The organism is Moraxella sp. ZY200743 (assembly GCF_050885545.1).
Lineage (GTDB): Bacteria > Pseudomonadota > Gammaproteobacteria > Pseudomonadales > Moraxellaceae > Moraxella > Moraxella haemolytica.
In genome coordinates this window covers 35,504-51,532 of the sequence record NZ_CP091313.1, presented here as the reverse complement: position 1 = coordinate 51,532, position 16,029 = coordinate 35,504, and the positions used below count along the sequence as shown (strand labels likewise).

Genomic DNA, 16,029 nt, shown 5'->3' with positions numbered 1-16,029 from the left:
AATCATCCACCTGCCAATCTTGCCATCAGCTGTGCGGATTTTGCCACATTAGCATCTCCTAACACCTTTGTCAATCATACCTGCAAGCTAGAATTCCAACTGACGCTTCGACTCAAAAGCCATCAGCTCGCCAGTAATAGGATCAATAAAAGACAACGACTTTGCTAGCAGTTGCAACGGTGAACCAAAATCATCAGGTGCTTTATGGCGTACCGTAGGGTAATATGGGTCGTTTTTGATGGGAATGTCCAGATGACTTAGATGCACACGCAACTGATGTAACTTGCCTGTGGTGGGATATAGTTCATACTTTGCCCAGTCGCCCCTTGTCTGAAGATGGGTGATGTGCGTGTGAGAATTGGGCGTGCCGTCTGCCACTTTCATGGTATAAAACGGCTCTTTTCGCACCAGATGTAAGTGCAAATCCAGCGGAAACATTAAATCATGCCTAACAGGTGCTATGGCGTGATAGATTTTTTTGATGTTTTGGCTTTTAAATAAGGATTGATAAAGCCCACGAGTGGCAGAATTTTTACTGATGAGTATCAGCCCTGCCGTTTCTTTATCCAGTCGATGAATGGGCGATAACTTGGAATTGCCACTGTCTTTTTTTAGGCGAGTCAGTAGTGTCTGTTGTACATATTGACCACTGGGTGTTATGGTCAAAAAATGTGGCTTATCCACCACCATCAATTCTTGGTTTTCAAAGATAATTTCATGAGAAAACGGCACAATGATTTCATGTTTTAAAAACCGATAATAATAAATCGTCCGCCCATAGTCATACTCATCATCAATACAAGCAGGCACACCATCATCCCAAAACACCAACCCATCAACAAACCGCTGTCGCCATTCATCAACAGCAATGTGGGCGAACTTTTGGCACAAAAAATCAAAAAGACGCTTTGGTTGCACCACAGCATCCATTTTCCCTAGATAAATCATACTGGCGGATACACCGTCTAGCATGGGTAAGTCTTTGGGCTTGGCTGTCATTTTGTTTCTAATGTTGGTTTAGTTTTTGGCTTTAGCATGAGTAATAAAGAGTTGAACCAGTGGTCATCATGGGGGTATTATAAAGTGTTTTATCTATTTTGGGCAACGAGCTTGGCAATGCTTAGCATCTGGCATCAGCTTTTAGCTATATTTATGGCAAGGACAAGCAGGCTTGCCAAGATAGACACCACCGATGTGGTAAACTTCTTGTAAGCATTTTCTTACACAACTTTACGATATTAGCGTATTTTCATACATATCAGAAATTGGCATAATACGCACATCAGCAAGGAGATGGCAAATGGATACGCCACATGGATGAACGCTGATAAGTGATGGATTACAAACATGGAGTAGATGGAAAAGTAAGATAACATAAAGCCACAGGGTTTTCTCTGTGGCTTTATGTTTAATTATAAAATGATGATAAACAATTGCACAACCGCCAATATCTGCACACCTTGCTAATTTTGGCAGTTTTTTGATGTCATTTTTGATATAATGGCTCACTAATCACTCTCTTAGATTTGACCAAACATTAAAGGTATGTTATGAACGCACAAACCCAATCCGATGAACTTGATGTCAATTTTGATGAACTAGACTTTGATGTCATGCTAGGCGACTTTGCCGACAGTGCAGTCAGTGGCGGTTTTGACAGCGACACCGCTATTGATGATTGTGAAGGCGGTGCATGTAAAATCTAATCAATAACCCCACCAAAAAATCCTTTAAGATGCGAATTTTAAAGGATTTTTTTATTCTTCGCTCTCTTCGTCCAAAAGCAACCCATAAACCCCAAGACCACCGCCAAATTCACTCACTTTTTCGCTATCCATCTGCACACTCATCACGACATCAGCACCATAATCCACCGATAAAATCTCACCGTCCATTTGCCCAACCAAATAACGAACTTGGGCTTCGTGAGCAAAGGTGGTGGCAACGGTCAGCACAGATTTAGGCACAAAGATGGTCAGTGTCATCTCATCTACCACCAGTTGTGTTGCGGTCGCATAGGCTCGAGTCAACCCCCCTGCCCCAAGCTTAATCCCCCCAAAATATCGCACCACCACGACCAACACATTACCAATGCCCTTATGTTGCAAAACATTTAAAATCGGTCTTCCTGCCGTACCATTTGGCTCACCATCATCATCAAAGCCTGCCGATGTGGTGTTATGTGGATCACCGATGATATAAGCGGTGCAATGATGGCGAGCATCAGGATAGGTCTGGCGTAAATGTTCCACATGAAACATGATATCGCTTTTATTGTTAATGGGATAAGCAAAGGCGAGAAATTCGCTCTTTTTGATTTCATAGACAGCTTGGCAGGGGATAGCAGGAGTGTGATAGGTCATTTTTTATTTGTTAATCTGGGTAAATATGATAGACTAAGGCTATTTTAACCCATTATTTTACTTTATTTAAGCGATAAAAATCATGAGACTTGATAAATTTCTAAGCAAAGCGACTGGGCTGTCTCGTAGTGAGTGCAAAAAGATACTCCACCGAGGCGAGGTTACCATCAATGACGAAATCAACAAAAATGGTAGCACGCACATTGGCGTAGATGATGAAGTGTTGTGGGCGGGCGAACCCTTATCCGTGGCGGACGGCAACCGCTACATTCTGCTATACAAACCAGATGGATTTGAATGCACCCTAAAAGCCAAAGAATACCCCATCGTAACCGAGCTGATCGCTGTGCCAGAAGTATCAAGTTTACGCATCGCAGGACGGCTTGATGTTGATACCACAGGAGCATTGCTCCTATCAGACGATGGGGCGTGGCTACACCGAGTTACTAGCCCCAAACGCCATCAGCCCAAACGCTATGAACTCACCCTTGCCGACCCCATGACTGCCGATGAACAAGCGAACGCCATCAAGCAGGTGGCAAATGGCGTCTTATTAGAAGGTGATGATGTTAAAACTCGTCCTGCTCAGCTGTCTTTTAGCGATGAGACACACGCTACTTTGATACTCACCGAAGGCAAGTATCATCAGGTCAAACGCATGATGGCGTATTTTGGTAATAAAGTCATCGAGCTTCACCGAGCCAGTATCGGTGCAATCAACCTAGACGGTCTAGAGATGGGCGAATGCCGATTTTTGACAGCAGAAGAAGTGGTTCAGTTTTAATAGTCAATATCATCAATTAAACACTTACGCACAATATTTATTAGTAACACATATGAAATCTATGAACATCATCAAGTCTATACTTGCAAGTCTCATTATCATGGCAAGCATTCACACCGCCAACGCCGCACCAACGCATGACGATATCCGCCGTACGCTCTTTGATGCAGGGCTGATTGTACCGATTGCAGATATTAGCCCAAGCCCCATCACATCACTCACACAGATTCGTTTGGCAGGTGATCAAGAACCACTACTCATCACTGATGACCTAAGCTACATCATTGGTGGCAACATCGAACCAAACCCAAGCCCAATCACCCCCATCAATGGACAAATCAGCTCAGGAAAGGCAGGTACACCCATCAGCAACACCCATAAAACCGCCTTACTGAACAACATGACCGCTCTAAAAAACATCAATGAGCAAAGTATGTTTTATCACACAAATGTTGATGGACTACTGTGGGGCGTGTCAGGTAGTGGCACGACCTTTTTGGTGAGTAGTGATGGCAAATATTTCATCAATTCAGAGATTTCTGTCATCAAAAATGGTCGCTTAGCAGGTCTTGATGATGAGTTTGAACTCACCAAAAACCGCCATGTTTTTACCCAACTTGATGAGCAAGCCTTAACCACCTACCCTGCCAAAGGTCAACGCCATGCTACTTTATATGTGGCCACTGACATTCATTGTCCGTATTGCAGGATTTTTCATGAAAAAATCCATGAACTAAATAGTCAAGGCATCACCGTCAAGGCCATCGGCTACCCCATCTATGATGAGTCGCATGTTCCTATGGCTAGAATCTGGTGCGAATCTGATAATGACAAGCGAGCTGCACTATTAAGTGCTGCCATGAAAGACATTCACACCGCCCAAGATTGTCAAAGTTTAGACAACAAACTTGCCAGTAACCAACAGATCGCCCACGCCTTAGCCATTTTTGCCACGCCTGCCATTTTTCATGAAAACGGCACACTCTTTGAAGGACAGATTGACACAAGCGAGCTGATTGATTTTGTCAATGCCCAGTAGCTAACGATTGGTGATGTCATCAATCATCCAACGAACCATTGATGAATTGGGCATATTTTTTAATATGGCTGATAAACAAGCAACCTATTCACAACAGCCCGGTTGATTATCCTTTTGTGGTTTTACTGCTTGGTTCAACTTAGTCATTCACCAACTCAGCCTGTGTTGGTGAATGACACATCTACCCGCTTTGCTTCATTTTCATAATTTTCTTAATTTTTCTTATCATCTGCCTTGATAAAACAGACACAACCACCATTAAAGGCAAAACTATCTTGATATTGTGGAATTAACATGAGTAGAGATTTTTATACCGTCCTAGGTGTGGATAAATCAGCAGACGAGAAAGAAATCAAAAAAGCCTATCGCCGTCTGGCAATGAAATACCACCCCGATAAAAACCCAGACGACCCAAGTGCCGAAGAAAAATTCAAAGAAGCCACGATGGCATATGAGGTATTATCCGATGCCCAAAAGCGTGCCAGTTATGACCGCATGGGTCATACCGCCTTTGAACAAGGCATGAATAATGGCGGATTTGGTGGTGCAGGTGGCTTTAGTGGCGATTTTAGCGACATCTTTGGCGATATTTTTGGACAGTTCGGCGGTGGTGGTTTTGGCGACTTTTTTGGTGGTTCTCGTAGCTCTCGTGCTAGCAAGGGCAATGACCTATTATACCGACTGGCTTTAACACTCGAAGAAGCGGTTAAAGGCTGTAAAAAAGAAATCAACTTTAGTGCATCGGTCAGCTGTACCACCTGTCATGGCAAAGGGGCGAAATCAGACGCCGACATCGTTACTTGTACCAGTTGTGGCGGTCATGGTCAAGTGCGTGTACAGCAAGGCTTTTTTGTTATGCAACAGACCTGCCCTAACTGTCATGGAACTGGCAAAACCATCAAGAACCCTTGCCCAGACTGTCATGGCGAAGGCAAACAACAAAAATCTCAGACTCTAGAGGTATCCATTCCCGCTGGTGTGGACAATGGCGACCGTGTGCGTCTAGCAGGCAAAGGTGAGGCAGGCGATACTGGTATGCCAAATGGCGATCTGTATGTAGAGATTCATGTCAAAGATCATGAAATATTTACCCGCAACGGTGCGGATTTGCACATGGATATTCCTGTAGATATAGCCACCGCCGCCTTAGGTGATGAAGTTGAGATACCAACCCTAGATGGTCGCCTAAAAATCAAAGTTGCTGAAAGCACTCAAACTGGCAAACTGCTACGAGTGCGTGGCAAAGGTGTTACGACTGTACGCAGTGGCATGGTGGGCGATTTAATTTGTCGTATCATCGTTGAGACCCCAACCAACCTAAGTGATGAACAAAAAGAGCTGTTGCGTCAATTCAAAGCGAGTCTCGGCAAGGAAAATATTGCCAATGCCAAGAAAAAAGGCTTTTTTGATAAAATAAAAGATGATGTCAAAGATTTGTTTGACTAATCTATTGAAAAAGCACGGTAACAAGCCGTGCTTTTTCAATTTTGCAATCAGTCCATCACTCACCAAAAATCAATATGTGGACACTTATTGTTTATAATTTTTAAAAATAAAATCAAGGGTTTATCAATAAACAAAAAAAATATTGGTCTTTTTAATATATCACACCATAAACCTTGATTACATAAGATATTTTATATAAAATATCTAGTAGCACACCGCATAGGTGGCTTAGAAAAATATTGTTGAACACTTGGAGGTCGAAGCTAAAGAACGCAAGGCAAGAATTACTAAAATACAAGCCAAACAAATATTAATAAGAAAACAACATTATATCCTTAGGTAGCTTTGGTAACCGCACTTTATGCAACAGTGATTAAATAATTTTTACAACGCCGTCTATATCAATTTTAACTTGTAAAAGTTAAAATTGTTTGTATCATCTTTTTGTCGAGCTAACAGACCCCATCACTTCAAGCCCCAGCAATCGTTGGGGGGTTTTTACCCAATCTTTGCAAAAAGTGAAGTTTTACAGATTGTCTGTCTTGCTTTTGGGTATTTTTTATTGAATAATAACAAAAAATTTTCCCTAATAAGATTCAACAAAGGATTTTTTATGCTAAAACGCACCCTTCTTGCCACCGCCATTGCCAGCCATATTGCCCATGCTTCTAGTATTCGTGATGACATTGATTTGCAAACCTATCGAGATTTTGCCGAAAATAAAGGCGAATTTGTAGCTGGTGCAACCGACATTGTGATTCGCAACAAAAATGGCGACATCATCGGTACGCTACTGCCAGCAGGTGTGCCCGTGCCTGATTTTAGTGCCGCCAATACCAAATCTGGCGTGGTTACGCTCATCTCACCACAGCTAACAGGGACAGTACAGCACAATCCGACCCATGTACTGCTCGGGCAAGACCATCAACAATTTGCCAAAGATCGTTCCAACACCGCCGCTAGCAATTTGCAACTGGTGTACGATGGACTGAGCTTTGGGGCAAATGACAGTCATCACGCCCCAAAAAATCACTATTTTGTCGTCAAACGCAACGACATGGAAAAAGACCTCAATATACACGGTGTGCATACAAATCGCTACCCAGCAGGTTTTGACAATCGCAAAATCATCAAGACCGAAGATGAAGCAACTTCTAACAACCTAGAAAATGATTTTTGGGCATATTATAACATAAACTCTGTGTATGACATTGCCCTACCACGCTTGCACAAGCTAGTTACCGAAACCGCACCGACACCAAGCCTAGATGACATGGGCAACTTTAAGGTAGAAAATTACAGTGCTTTTGTTCATGTGGGTGCTGGCGTGCTAGAAATGGTAGACCCAAACACAGGTGATCCTGTATCATTCCAAGGCGTGTACCCACATCATACAGACTTGGGCACAAATACTTTTGTATATGAATTTTTGACCGCAGGTCTGCCCCCTGCCCTAAAACCAGAACTTTCTGTCAATTACAGCAAAAACAACACCGATGTCAACAATCTGTCCTTTTATCTGACTGGCGAAGACACCGATTATCGCAAATTTTATGATGCCAATGACACCCCTGTCGTCACACCAGATGGCAAGCGTCTGCCCCTAGCTGCTGCCATTCAGCCGGGTGATAGCGGCAGCGGTCTTTATGGATTTAACAAACTGACCCAGCAATGGGAATTGATCGGTTTTGTACAAAGTGGCAATGGCGGTGCGACCAACCAAGACCGCATCAACCGAGTCAATGCGTATAGCGACCAATACACCCTGTTTGACCCATATTTCAAACAACTGACCGAATACAATAATGCCATAGCCCCCCTTACATCGGACGCGCTGGTCTGGCAACAGAAAGAGGATGACACACAGCTTAACGAGACTTTGGTAGAAAAACACAAAGATGTGTACATTGACACCAGTGGTACACTAACACTTACCAGCGACATTGATCAAAAAAGCGGCTCACTTTATATTGGTACAGACGCACCAACCAACCTGCTCATCACAGGCGATAACAAGACGCACACAGGCGGTGGTATCTATGTGGGCGATGGTAGTCATGTGGATTACCAAGTTGGTATCAAAGAAAAAATCACTGTGTACAGCCAGCTTGGACAAACCGACGAATATCTTGCCAAGCTGGGTGCTGGCACGCTGACCATCAGTGGGCAAGGCAACAATCAAGGCGGCATCAGCGTGGGCGATGGCACGGTTGTGCTGGATAAAGACGGACAAGCTGCCAAATATGTAGAGCTGACCAGCGGTCGTGGTCAAGTCATTCTCAACCGTGCCAACCAAGTCAAAAACAACGATTTTCGTTTTGGACACAAAGGCGGTGTGCTAGATTTAAACGGTCAATCCATCACCACCGACTACCTGCACAATGTTGACGACGGTGCCAAAATCATCAATAACAACACCCAAGCGGCTTCTACTTTGACATGGCGTTCGTCTCGTGATTTTGTCTTTGGCAAGGATGAAAACGGACATTATGCCGTCATTGGCAATGCCCATCTGGACAGACAATCTGGGGCAAATACCGCCAACTACATCGATTTGGGCAGTGATGCCACGCAAGCCCAAAATGCCAAACAAGCCTTGCTGGACAGTCAAGGCGTGATGACCGCTTTTGCAGGTCAGTTGGGCAATACAGAACAACAAGGCGAGCTTAATGTCGTCTTTAATCCCACAAATAAACAGGCAAAATGGCTACTGACAGGCGGTAGTTTTGTCAATGACTTGACCGCCCAAGATGGCACACTTATTTTGGCGGGCAGACCCACACCAAAGGCGTTTGACCATCTTAGCCAAAAAGATTTTGACCCCAATAAAAACACTTGGGTAGAGACACAATATACTGCCAAAACCATCAACGCCAATAATCACGCCACCGTCATGTCGGCACGAGGGGCAAATGCCATCTATGCCAATTTGGTGGGGAAAAACAATGCCAAATTTGACATTGGATTTTTGCCAAACAGTCAGGGCAAACTGTGCGTTCGCTCAGACTATAACGGCTTGATTGACTGCCAAACGCTGTCGCCTACCGACCAGCAAACTCATCGAGTAGATACCGTCTTGAAAGGCGATGTCCATCTTGATGGCAACGCTGGGGCAACCTTGACCGCCACCGATTGGACAGGTTCTATCTTGGGTTCTCAAAACACCAATCTAAAACTCAATCATAGTCAATGGCAGATGAATCAAAATGGCACGATTGGCAATTTGACACTCAACAGTGGTGCCATCAAACTCAGCCAAGATGGCGACTTTCACACCCTAAATGTTTTGGGCGATTTGACAGGCAGTAGCCAGATTTATTATCGCACCCGCATCAAAGACCTACTGGGCGATCAGATTGTGGTGCATGGCACGACCGCAGGTCAGCACACTTTGCACATTGCCAATGACGGTGCAGAACCTGCCGCCCCAAACAGCAAGCTCACACTCATCAAGACACTGGGCAACCAAAACAACCCGACCATAACACTAGCGAACAGTGCTGTGGATTTGGGAGCGTACCGTTATACGCTGGGCAATGACGCACAAGCGTTCTATTTGTACAATCCAGAATTGGACAAACAAGCCGAAAAAGAAAGACTAGAAGCGGAACGCTTAGCAAAAGAGCAAGCAGAGAAAGAGCGTTTAGCTCGTGAAGCAGAAGAAAAGGCTAAGGCTGAACAAGCAGAGCGTGAGCGTTTAGCTCAACAAAAACAAGCTGACATCATCAGCCGTTATACCAATGCTGCGTTGTCAGATTTATCATTGCAGGCGTACGATATTTTATCGCTGAGTCATCGCCTAAGTCAGACTTTACATGGTAATTTGAGCGGTATCTGGTTGCAAGCTGATCATAGTCAAGGCACGCATCAAAGCAATTTATACCGTCCATATGACCGCAAAACCAACAGTCAACAGCTTGGCTTAAGTCGCCAAACGGACAATCTACGCTACGGCGTCGCCATCACGAAACAAAACAGTACCGCTCAACTGGCTGATAGTATGCATACTGAACAAAACAGCATGCTTGCTAATATTTTTGCCAAATATCATTGGCATGATACTGCCTTTATGTTGGATTTAGGCTTTGGTCGCACCAATGCCGTAGTGGCAAGCAATCATAACAAGCGTCATTTTTCAAGCGTTGGCATAGGCATTAATCATCAATTTGGCGAAAAAATCGTAATCTTACCAAGCGTCTATGCTCGCCATCACAAACTTGATGGGGCAAATTATCATCTCAATGGGGCAAATATCGCACTAGACCGCACGCATATCAACCAAATTGGTGGCGATATCCAGCTACAAACCGCCCTAAGTTATGGCACATTGACCATCACCCCAAGTATCGGCTTGGGTTATCAGCATAATCAAGGAATGGGTGTGGTATCGGTCAATAATCATCGCTTTGCACAACACTTTGGCGATGATAAATATGCCAATGTTGGTGTGATGGTGCAACGAGGATTGTTAAATGCCAGCGTGCAGGTTGAACAGCATTATGGTGACGAAACAGATAAGCAAACCAAAGCAGGTATCCGATTGGGCTATACTTGGTAATTGCCATTATCTCACCAAAACATCAATTTTGGCGAGATTTTTTGGTTTTTCATCGGTTTTTTCTTTACAGATACTGATGAAAAACCACACAAGGTTTGTTATAATCAAAACACATCAAATCATCTAATATAAGGACAAAGCATGAATAGCCTAAATATCGGCATCATGGGTGCGTCAGGTCGCATGGGGCGAATGCTACTACAAGCCACCCAAGACAATCCAAACACCACCCTAAAAGGTGCATTTGTGCGTGGTATCTCAAGTCTCATTGGGGTAGATGCCGGTGAGTTTATTGGGACAGGCAAAAATGGCGTTGCTCTAAGCACGCTGGATGTGTCAGGAATTAACGCACTCATTGACTTTAGCTTACCTGAAGCACTAGATGAAGTACTCGCTCAATGCACTACCCATAAGACCGCCCTTGTGATGGGTGTAACTGGTCTTAGTGATGAACAAGAAGCCAAATTACAAGAAGCAAGCAAAACCATTCCCATCGTCTATGCAGGCAACTTCTCAACAGGTGTCAACCTAAGCCTAAATCTACTTGCCACCACAGCCAAGGTATTGGGGTTAGATGCTGATGTTGAGATTATTGAGCATCACCACAAACATAAGATTGATGCACCGTCTGGCACAGCCCTAATGATGGCAAATTCGGTTGCCACCGCTCGTGGGCAAAGCCTAAAAACCGCCCTTGTTCATGGTCGTCAAGGTGCGACCAAACGCAGTCAAGGCGAGATTGGTATGCACGCCATTCGTGGCGGTGAGATTGTCGGTGAGCATACGGTCGAGTTCATCATGAATGGCGAAATCATCGAAATCACACACAAAGCAATGAGTCGCCTAACTTTCGCTGCAGGGGCAGTGCGTGCTGCCATTTGGGCAAGCAAGCAACCAGCAGGTCTGTACGACATGCAAGATGTCTTAGGTTTAAAAGCCAGTTAAATACTGGCTTGCACAGCTTTGACTAGGTTATCAAGTAAATAAAAAAGCGTTCATTATCAAAACGCTTTTTATTTACTCTTTAATTTTTTGCGGTTGATGAATAAGACCTACTTACCTGACAATTCAATCACCCATAGCTCTGACTGACTGCCCAAACGCAAAGGTATGCCCCAAAAACCATAGCCTGATGATACCACGATGTGTGTGCCATTGATGAGTCTATACCCATAAGCAACACGGTTTAGCATTTTTACAATAAAATTGGCAGGAAACAACTGCCCATTATGCGTATGTCCCGACACCTGCAAATCTATGGGCAACTTGACATTCTCATCGATCTGACTGGGACGATGATCAAGCAGGATTACAGGCTGTAACTGTTGTTGCTGACTAAGCTGACCATACAACTCATCACTGCTTTGTCTATTAAGCACATGATCATCAAAGCGACCAATAATAGAAAGTGGTACACCGCCTGCATAAATGGTCGCAACCTTATCATCAAGCAAAGTCGCTCCTGCCTCACGGATCGCCTGAACAATATCAAGGTAAGCATCGGTATCATACAAATCATGATTGCCCAAACTTGCTACTACGCCATCTGTGGTAGCTGTAACCACTCGTGCAAACGCCGCCGCCATATTCTGTTCGTCATAGGCTTTTGTATCATCGTCCATGATGTCGCCTGCCATGAGTAATAGGTCAACTCGCTCATCTTTTAATAACTCAGATAGTCTATCTAGTTGATTGGCACCAAACAGACTGCCCAAATGTAAATCTGATACCAACCCAATGCGTACAGGCTTTGCCATCGGTTTATCAATTTGCACCGACAGATATCGCACGGTCGGTGTATAGGCATTATAAACTGACAACCCCACCAACACACCAAACACCAAAACAGCAAATACCCTAATCACGGTAGAAAACCGCCCATCAAGCGATAACCTACGCAAGATAAACGATGCCAAAACCACCATCATCACGGTTAGCACGCCAAGCCACAACACCGCCAGATAGCCCACACCAAGGCGAAATTGACCGAAGAACAACACCGCCAAAAACACATTACTCACCACAAAGAACGCCGGCGTGATCCATCGTCTAGGCTTGGCGACATACGGGCGCACCAACCACTCAAGCCCACGACCGACAATAAAAGTAAACAGCTGAAATAAAATGACAATGACCACCAAAAATAGCATTCGCATCACACACAACCCTCAAAGAATGCCAATGCCCGCTTTGGAATATAATCCATACAAAATGCACGAGTAGCATAATCATAATCAATAAAGCCAATATGACCGCCATGCTCGGTAGTTAGCAGAACAACTTGTGATGAAACATCGCCACGCTCCGCCGTTACCCCCAAAAACGGATCGTCTTTAGCGGTGATGATGAGTGTCGGCTTGACTATTTCCTTTAAATAAGGCAAAGCGGACGCTTGACGATAATAATCATTTTTAGAGACAAAACCATGGCGAGGTGCGGTAAATATATTATCAAAATCACCCATACATTTAGCACGCTTTAGAGCAGTGATTTCATCAGCAGTAATCTGATTGTCCAGTGCTTTTTTAATAATAGGATTTAACAGATATGGCGTATAGATTTTTTTGCCAAGCAGTCGATCCATCGCAATCGACGCACTCGCCAAGTCCACAGGAGCAGACACCACCACCGCACGCTCACAGATGGCATCAGTGCCATACTCGCCCATGTATTTGGCAAGGGCATTACCACCTAAAGACACGCCCATCGCATAGATGGTCTGATATTGCTGTTTTAAGATACCTAAATAATGGTGTAACTCTGCAGTATCGCCTGCATTATAAAATATCTTGCCAGATACCGCCACGCCGCCACACGAGCGAAAATGAGGCACCACAAAATGAAAACCTGCCGTCTGCACCTGCTTAGCAAGCGTTCGTGCATAATGACTTTGGCTTGAACCCTCCATGCCATGAAACAGTACAACCAACGGTTTTTGGTATTTACCATCTACCAAGACATCATCCGCCAGTAGATAATCAAATGCCACATCACTCTCATCCAAACTGTCTTTGTAAAGATGGCGTTCATAATCAAGTGCATCTTTCACCAAAAATTTTGGTAGGATTGTTTGAATGTGTGGGTTTTTTAGCCAAAAAGGCGGAGCAAAAGTTGTATTCATCATCTCTCTTATCATTCCTTAAAAAACAAATCTATAAATCCATCAAGGCAAGGTTTTGCTAAATTTCAATACGCACCTAACCACAGCCGTCCATATCAACATGATACATCAGACACCTTGATTACAAACCATGCCTCCGCACCATCAATGACAAGTTTAACCTGCAAGCCATCTGATAACCCCTTAGGTAGCGTGGTGCGAATATTCCTACCAAAATGCACAAAGCCAACTTGTCCGCCATGCATAGCGACATCAGCACTAATGACAAGTACAGGCAGTGCTTGTTGTTTGGTGTGGCTTTGGGCTTGCTTGAACATCGTCCATGCTTTATCTATTAAGATTTTAGCATTTTTAAAAGCACCCTTATCATGCTGCCAATCATACTCCAATGTCTGCCAACGCCGCTCGGTGGCACGCATCAGCTGATGCACCTTGATTTGGGCTTTTTGTAGATTTGCCATAGCTGTGGGCGATTGTTGCAGTTTTTTTCCAATTTGATGAACCGCCTTGCCCATCACACTACAATAAATGGTGTGATAAGCATCATATCTGGCACGACTCTCCACATCTTTTAAAGTGGCATAGGCTTCATTGATAAGCACAATCTCACCACCCTCTCCCACTCTATCAGGATGATGGCGTGTGGCAAGTTTGCGATAAGCACGCTTTATCTCATCTTTGCTTGCTGACTTTGACACACCCAAAACCGCATAATAATCAACAGGTACATCATGTTTCATCACTAGCCACCTTGTTCTAATGACTGCTCTAAGCACTCAAGCTTATCCATCGCCAAAAGTAGTAACTCTTCTACCTCGCCAAGCTCAGATTGTAAATTAGATTGCTCAGATAACAAAGACAACAACCTCTCTTTATTAGCATCATCATATAGGCTTTGGTCGGACAAGGTTTCTTCAACACGACTCAGCTCATCAGAAAGTTTGTCTAGCTGTTTTTCCAGCCTTTCTATTTCTTTACGCAGTGGTGCAGTCTTGGCACGATTTTGAGCCGCCAGTTTACGCTTTTCTTCTTTGGACAGCCCTAATGTCTGATTGGCAACTTTGTTTTGCGTATTTAAACTGACCGTCTTAGCTTGCCTTTGTAATCTTGCGTGTCTTAGATGCTCAGCATAATCAACCATATCGCCAGCGAATTCTTCTGCTCGCCCATCAGCTACCAAGATGAGAGAATCACAAACTGAAGTAATCAATCCACGGTCATGCGATACCAAAATTAACGCCCCTTCAAAATTTTGTAGAGCAAGCATGAGTGCATCTCGCATCTGCAAATCCAAATGGTTGGTTGGCTCATCAAGCACCAGTACATTCGGACGCTGCCAAACGATGAGTGCTAGGGTCAATCTGGCACGCTCACCACCTGAGAAAAGATAGCACGGCGTATCAATCTTCTCGCCACGAAAATCAAAACTCCCTAAAAATGCCCGTAAATCAGCATCTGAGGTTGCCCCTGCTAGCCTACGAAGCAGAATCATCGGCGTGGCATTGCCATCTAACGCATCCATCTGATGCTGATTAAAATACCCAAGTTTTAAAGTTTCTGACACCTTGTATGCACCACCAAGCAATGGCAAATCGCCAACCAACGCCTTAATTAGGGTTGATTTTCCCGCACCATTTGCCCCCAAGATACCCAAACGCACTTCAGGCGTGATTTGTAAATTTACCTTTGTCATGAGCGGTTTGTCATAACCGATGGTGGCATTATCCAGTACAATCAATGGGCTTGCCATATGACTTGGCGGATAAAACTCAAAACTAAAAGCTGAATCCGCCATCACGGGGGCAATATCAGCCATACGCTCTAGCTGTTTGGCACGACTTTGGGCTTGTTTGGCTTTGGTTGCTTTTGCCCCAAAACGGCGGATAAAATTCTCCAAATGTGCTTTTATTGCTTGCTGTTTTTCATAGGCTTGTGCTTGCTGAGAAAGGCGTTCGGCACGAGTACGAATAAATTGACTATAATTGCCTGAGTACAGCGTAATCTTGCCCTGCTCAATGTGCAAAATATGTCCCACCACCGCATCCAAAAAATCCTTATCATGACTAATTAACAATATCAAGCCATCAAACTTAGCAAGCCACTCTTCCAACCACAAAATCGCATCCAAATCCAAATGGTTGGTCGGCTCATCAAGTAGCAAAACATCAGCACGGTGCATGAGTGTACGAGCAAGATTGAGTCGCATCCGCCAGCCACCAGAGAAAGTTGCCACTTCTCTAGTGTGATCACCATCGCTAAAGCCAAGACCTGAGAGAATCTGTGCAGCCTTAGTCGGTATACGAAAGCCATCAATCTCCTCAAACCGCCCATAAATAGGAGCAATCTCTTCGGCGGACAATGCCGATTGATTTTGTAATTTTTGATTTAACTCATACCATTCACCATCACCAGACAGCACATAATCCATCGCTTGTATCTTAGTTGCGTGCACTTCTTGTGCCATGTGAGCAATCTGCCAATCACTTGGCATCTCAACACTGCCCACATCCGTCTGATGCTCGCCCAATAAAGTAGCAAACAAGGTGGATTTACCTGTGCCATTATTGCCTGTCAGACCAATTTTTTGCGATTTGTGCAGCTGTAAATTGACATCGCTAAACAGCAACCTGCCATCACGGCGAACCGACACATTTTTAAAATCAATCATAAGATACTTCCAAACAGTTTGCCATCTATTATAACAGAGACATTCCTTGT

Annotated in this window: 12 protein-coding genes and 1 pseudogene; 7 read left to right on the top strand and 6 right to left on the bottom strand. The window is 44.2% G+C overall.

Going from position 1 to position 16,029, the window contains the following annotated elements:
• Positions 1–87: 87 nt before the first annotated feature.
• The gene (locus L3D27_RS00215; RefSeq protein ID WP_432481231.1) at positions 88–999 is read right to left on the bottom strand and encodes a pseudouridine synthase; all 912 of its coding nucleotides are present in this window, start codon (positions 997–999) and stop codon (positions 88–90) included.
• Positions 1,000–1,035: 36 nt separating this feature from the next.
• On the opposite strand from L3D27_RS00215, the gene L3D27_RS00210 reads away from it, so the two are divergent.
• Together L3D27_RS00210 and L3D27_RS00205 are read left to right on the top strand one after the other, a co-directional pair.
• Complete coding sequence (locus L3D27_RS00210) at positions 1,036–1,212, top strand: hypothetical protein (protein WP_432481230.1); 177 nt, start codon at positions 1,036–1,038, stop codon at positions 1,210–1,212.
• Positions 1,213–1,550: 338 nt separating this feature from the next.
• A complete protein-coding gene (locus L3D27_RS00205) occupies positions 1,551–1,706 on the top strand; it encodes a hypothetical protein (RefSeq protein WP_284673714.1) in 156 nt (51 codons plus the stop codon).
• Positions 1,707–1,757: 51 nt separating this feature from the next.
• Here L3D27_RS00205 and L3D27_RS00200 read toward each other — a convergent pair whose 3' ends face one another.
• On the bottom strand, positions 1,758–2,363 hold the full coding sequence (locus L3D27_RS00200; protein ID WP_432481229.1) for a YigZ family protein: 606 nt from the start codon (positions 2,361–2,363) through the stop codon (positions 1,758–1,760).
• 82 nt (positions 2,364–2,445) lie between these two features.
• On the opposite strand from L3D27_RS00200, the gene L3D27_RS00195 reads away from it, so the two are divergent.
• The 5 genes from L3D27_RS00195 to dapB all read left to right on the top strand — a co-directional run bounded on the left by L3D27_RS00195 (position 2,446) and on the right by dapB (position 11,135).
• Positions 2,446–3,147, top strand: a complete 702-nt coding sequence (locus tag L3D27_RS00195; protein ID WP_432481228.1) for a pseudouridine synthase — start codon at positions 2,446–2,448, stop codon at positions 3,145–3,147.
• 61 nt (positions 3,148–3,208) lie between these two features.
• The gene (locus L3D27_RS00190) at positions 3,209–4,186 is read left to right on the top strand and encodes a DsbC family protein (RefSeq protein ID WP_284673711.1); all 978 of its coding nucleotides are present in this window, start codon (positions 3,209–3,211) and stop codon (positions 4,184–4,186) included.
• Positions 4,187–4,480: 294 nt separating this feature from the next.
• A complete protein-coding gene (dnaJ, locus tag L3D27_RS00185; RefSeq protein ID WP_432481226.1) occupies positions 4,481–5,632 on the top strand; it encodes a molecular chaperone DnaJ in 1,152 nt (383 codons plus the stop codon).
• A 613-nt stretch (positions 5,633–6,245) separates the two neighbouring features.
• Positions 6,246–10,190, top strand: coding sequence for a S6 family peptidase (locus tag L3D27_RS00180; RefSeq protein ID WP_432481225.1), 3,945 nt, complete (start codon positions 6,246–6,248; stop codon positions 10,188–10,190).
• Positions 10,191–10,331: 141 nt separating this feature from the next.
• A complete protein-coding gene (gene dapB / locus L3D27_RS00175; RefSeq protein WP_284673708.1) occupies positions 10,332–11,135 on the top strand; it encodes a 4-hydroxy-tetrahydrodipicolinate reductase in 804 nt (267 codons plus the stop codon).
• 107 nt (positions 11,136–11,242) lie between these two features.
• On the opposite strand, the gene L3D27_RS00170 is transcribed toward dapB, so the two are convergent.
• From L3D27_RS00170 to L3D27_RS00155, 4 genes and pseudogenes are all read right to left on the bottom strand, one after another.
• On the bottom strand, positions 11,243–12,346 hold the full coding sequence (locus L3D27_RS00170; protein WP_284673707.1) for a metallophosphoesterase: 1,104 nt from the start codon (positions 12,344–12,346) through the stop codon (positions 11,243–11,245).
• The gene (locus tag L3D27_RS00165) at positions 12,346–13,314 is read right to left on the bottom strand and encodes a YheT family hydrolase (protein WP_432481224.1); all 969 of its coding nucleotides are present in this window, start codon (positions 13,312–13,314) and stop codon (positions 12,346–12,348) included. The genes L3D27_RS00170 and L3D27_RS00165 overlap by 1 nt, the downstream gene beginning before the upstream one ends.
• Positions 13,315–13,853: 539 nt before the next feature.
• Positions 13,854–14,051: pseudogene (locus L3D27_RS00160) on the bottom strand (DnaJ domain-containing protein); the annotation flags it as partial.
• Positions 14,052–14,053: 2 nt separating this feature from the next.
• Positions 14,054–15,979: an ABC-F family ATP-binding cassette domain-containing protein gene (locus L3D27_RS00155; RefSeq protein WP_373628449.1), complete on the bottom strand. Its 1,926-nt coding sequence runs from the start codon at positions 15,977–15,979 to the stop codon at positions 14,054–14,056.
• Between the last annotated feature and the right edge of the window lie 50 nt (positions 15,980–16,029).

Bases quoted from the DNA above. Each gene is read 5' to 3' on its own strand.
- L3D27_RS00195 (WP_432481228.1), top strand. From the start codon at position 2,446: ATGAGACTTGATAAATTTCTAAGCAAAGCGACTGGGCTGTCTCGTAGT.
- dapB (WP_284673708.1), top strand. From the start codon at position 10,332: ATGAATAGCCTAAATATCGGCATCATGGGTGCGTCAGGTCGCATGGGG.
- L3D27_RS00180 (WP_432481225.1), top strand. From the start codon at position 6,246: ATGCTAAAACGCACCCTTCTTGCCACCGCCATTGCCAGCCATATTGCC.
- L3D27_RS00205 (WP_284673714.1), top strand. From the start codon at position 1,551: ATGAACGCACAAACCCAATCCGATGAACTTGATGTCAATTTTGATGAA.
- L3D27_RS00215 (WP_432481231.1), bottom strand. From the start codon at position 999: ATGACAGCCAAGCCCAAAGACTTACCCATGCTAGACGGTGTATCCGCC.
- L3D27_RS00170 (WP_284673707.1), bottom strand. From the start codon at position 12,346: ATGCGAATGCTATTTTTGGTGGTCATTGTCATTTTATTTCAGCTGTTT.
- L3D27_RS00155 (WP_373628449.1), bottom strand. From the start codon at position 15,979: ATGATTGATTTTAAAAATGTGTCGGTTCGCCGTGATGGCAGGTTGCTG.
- L3D27_RS00200 (WP_432481229.1), bottom strand. From the start codon at position 2,363: ATGACCTATCACACTCCTGCTATCCCCTGCCAAGCTGTCTATGAAATC.
- L3D27_RS00190 (WP_284673711.1), top strand. From the start codon at position 3,209: ATGAACATCATCAAGTCTATACTTGCAAGTCTCATTATCATGGCAAGC.
- dnaJ (WP_432481226.1), top strand. From the start codon at position 4,481: ATGAGTAGAGATTTTTATACCGTCCTAGGTGTGGATAAATCAGCAGAC.
- L3D27_RS00210 (WP_432481230.1), top strand. From the start codon at position 1,036: ATGAGTAATAAAGAGTTGAACCAGTGGTCATCATGGGGGTATTATAAA.
- L3D27_RS00165 (WP_432481224.1), bottom strand. From the start codon at position 13,314: ATGATGAATACAACTTTTGCTCCGCCTTTTTGGCTAAAAAACCCACAC.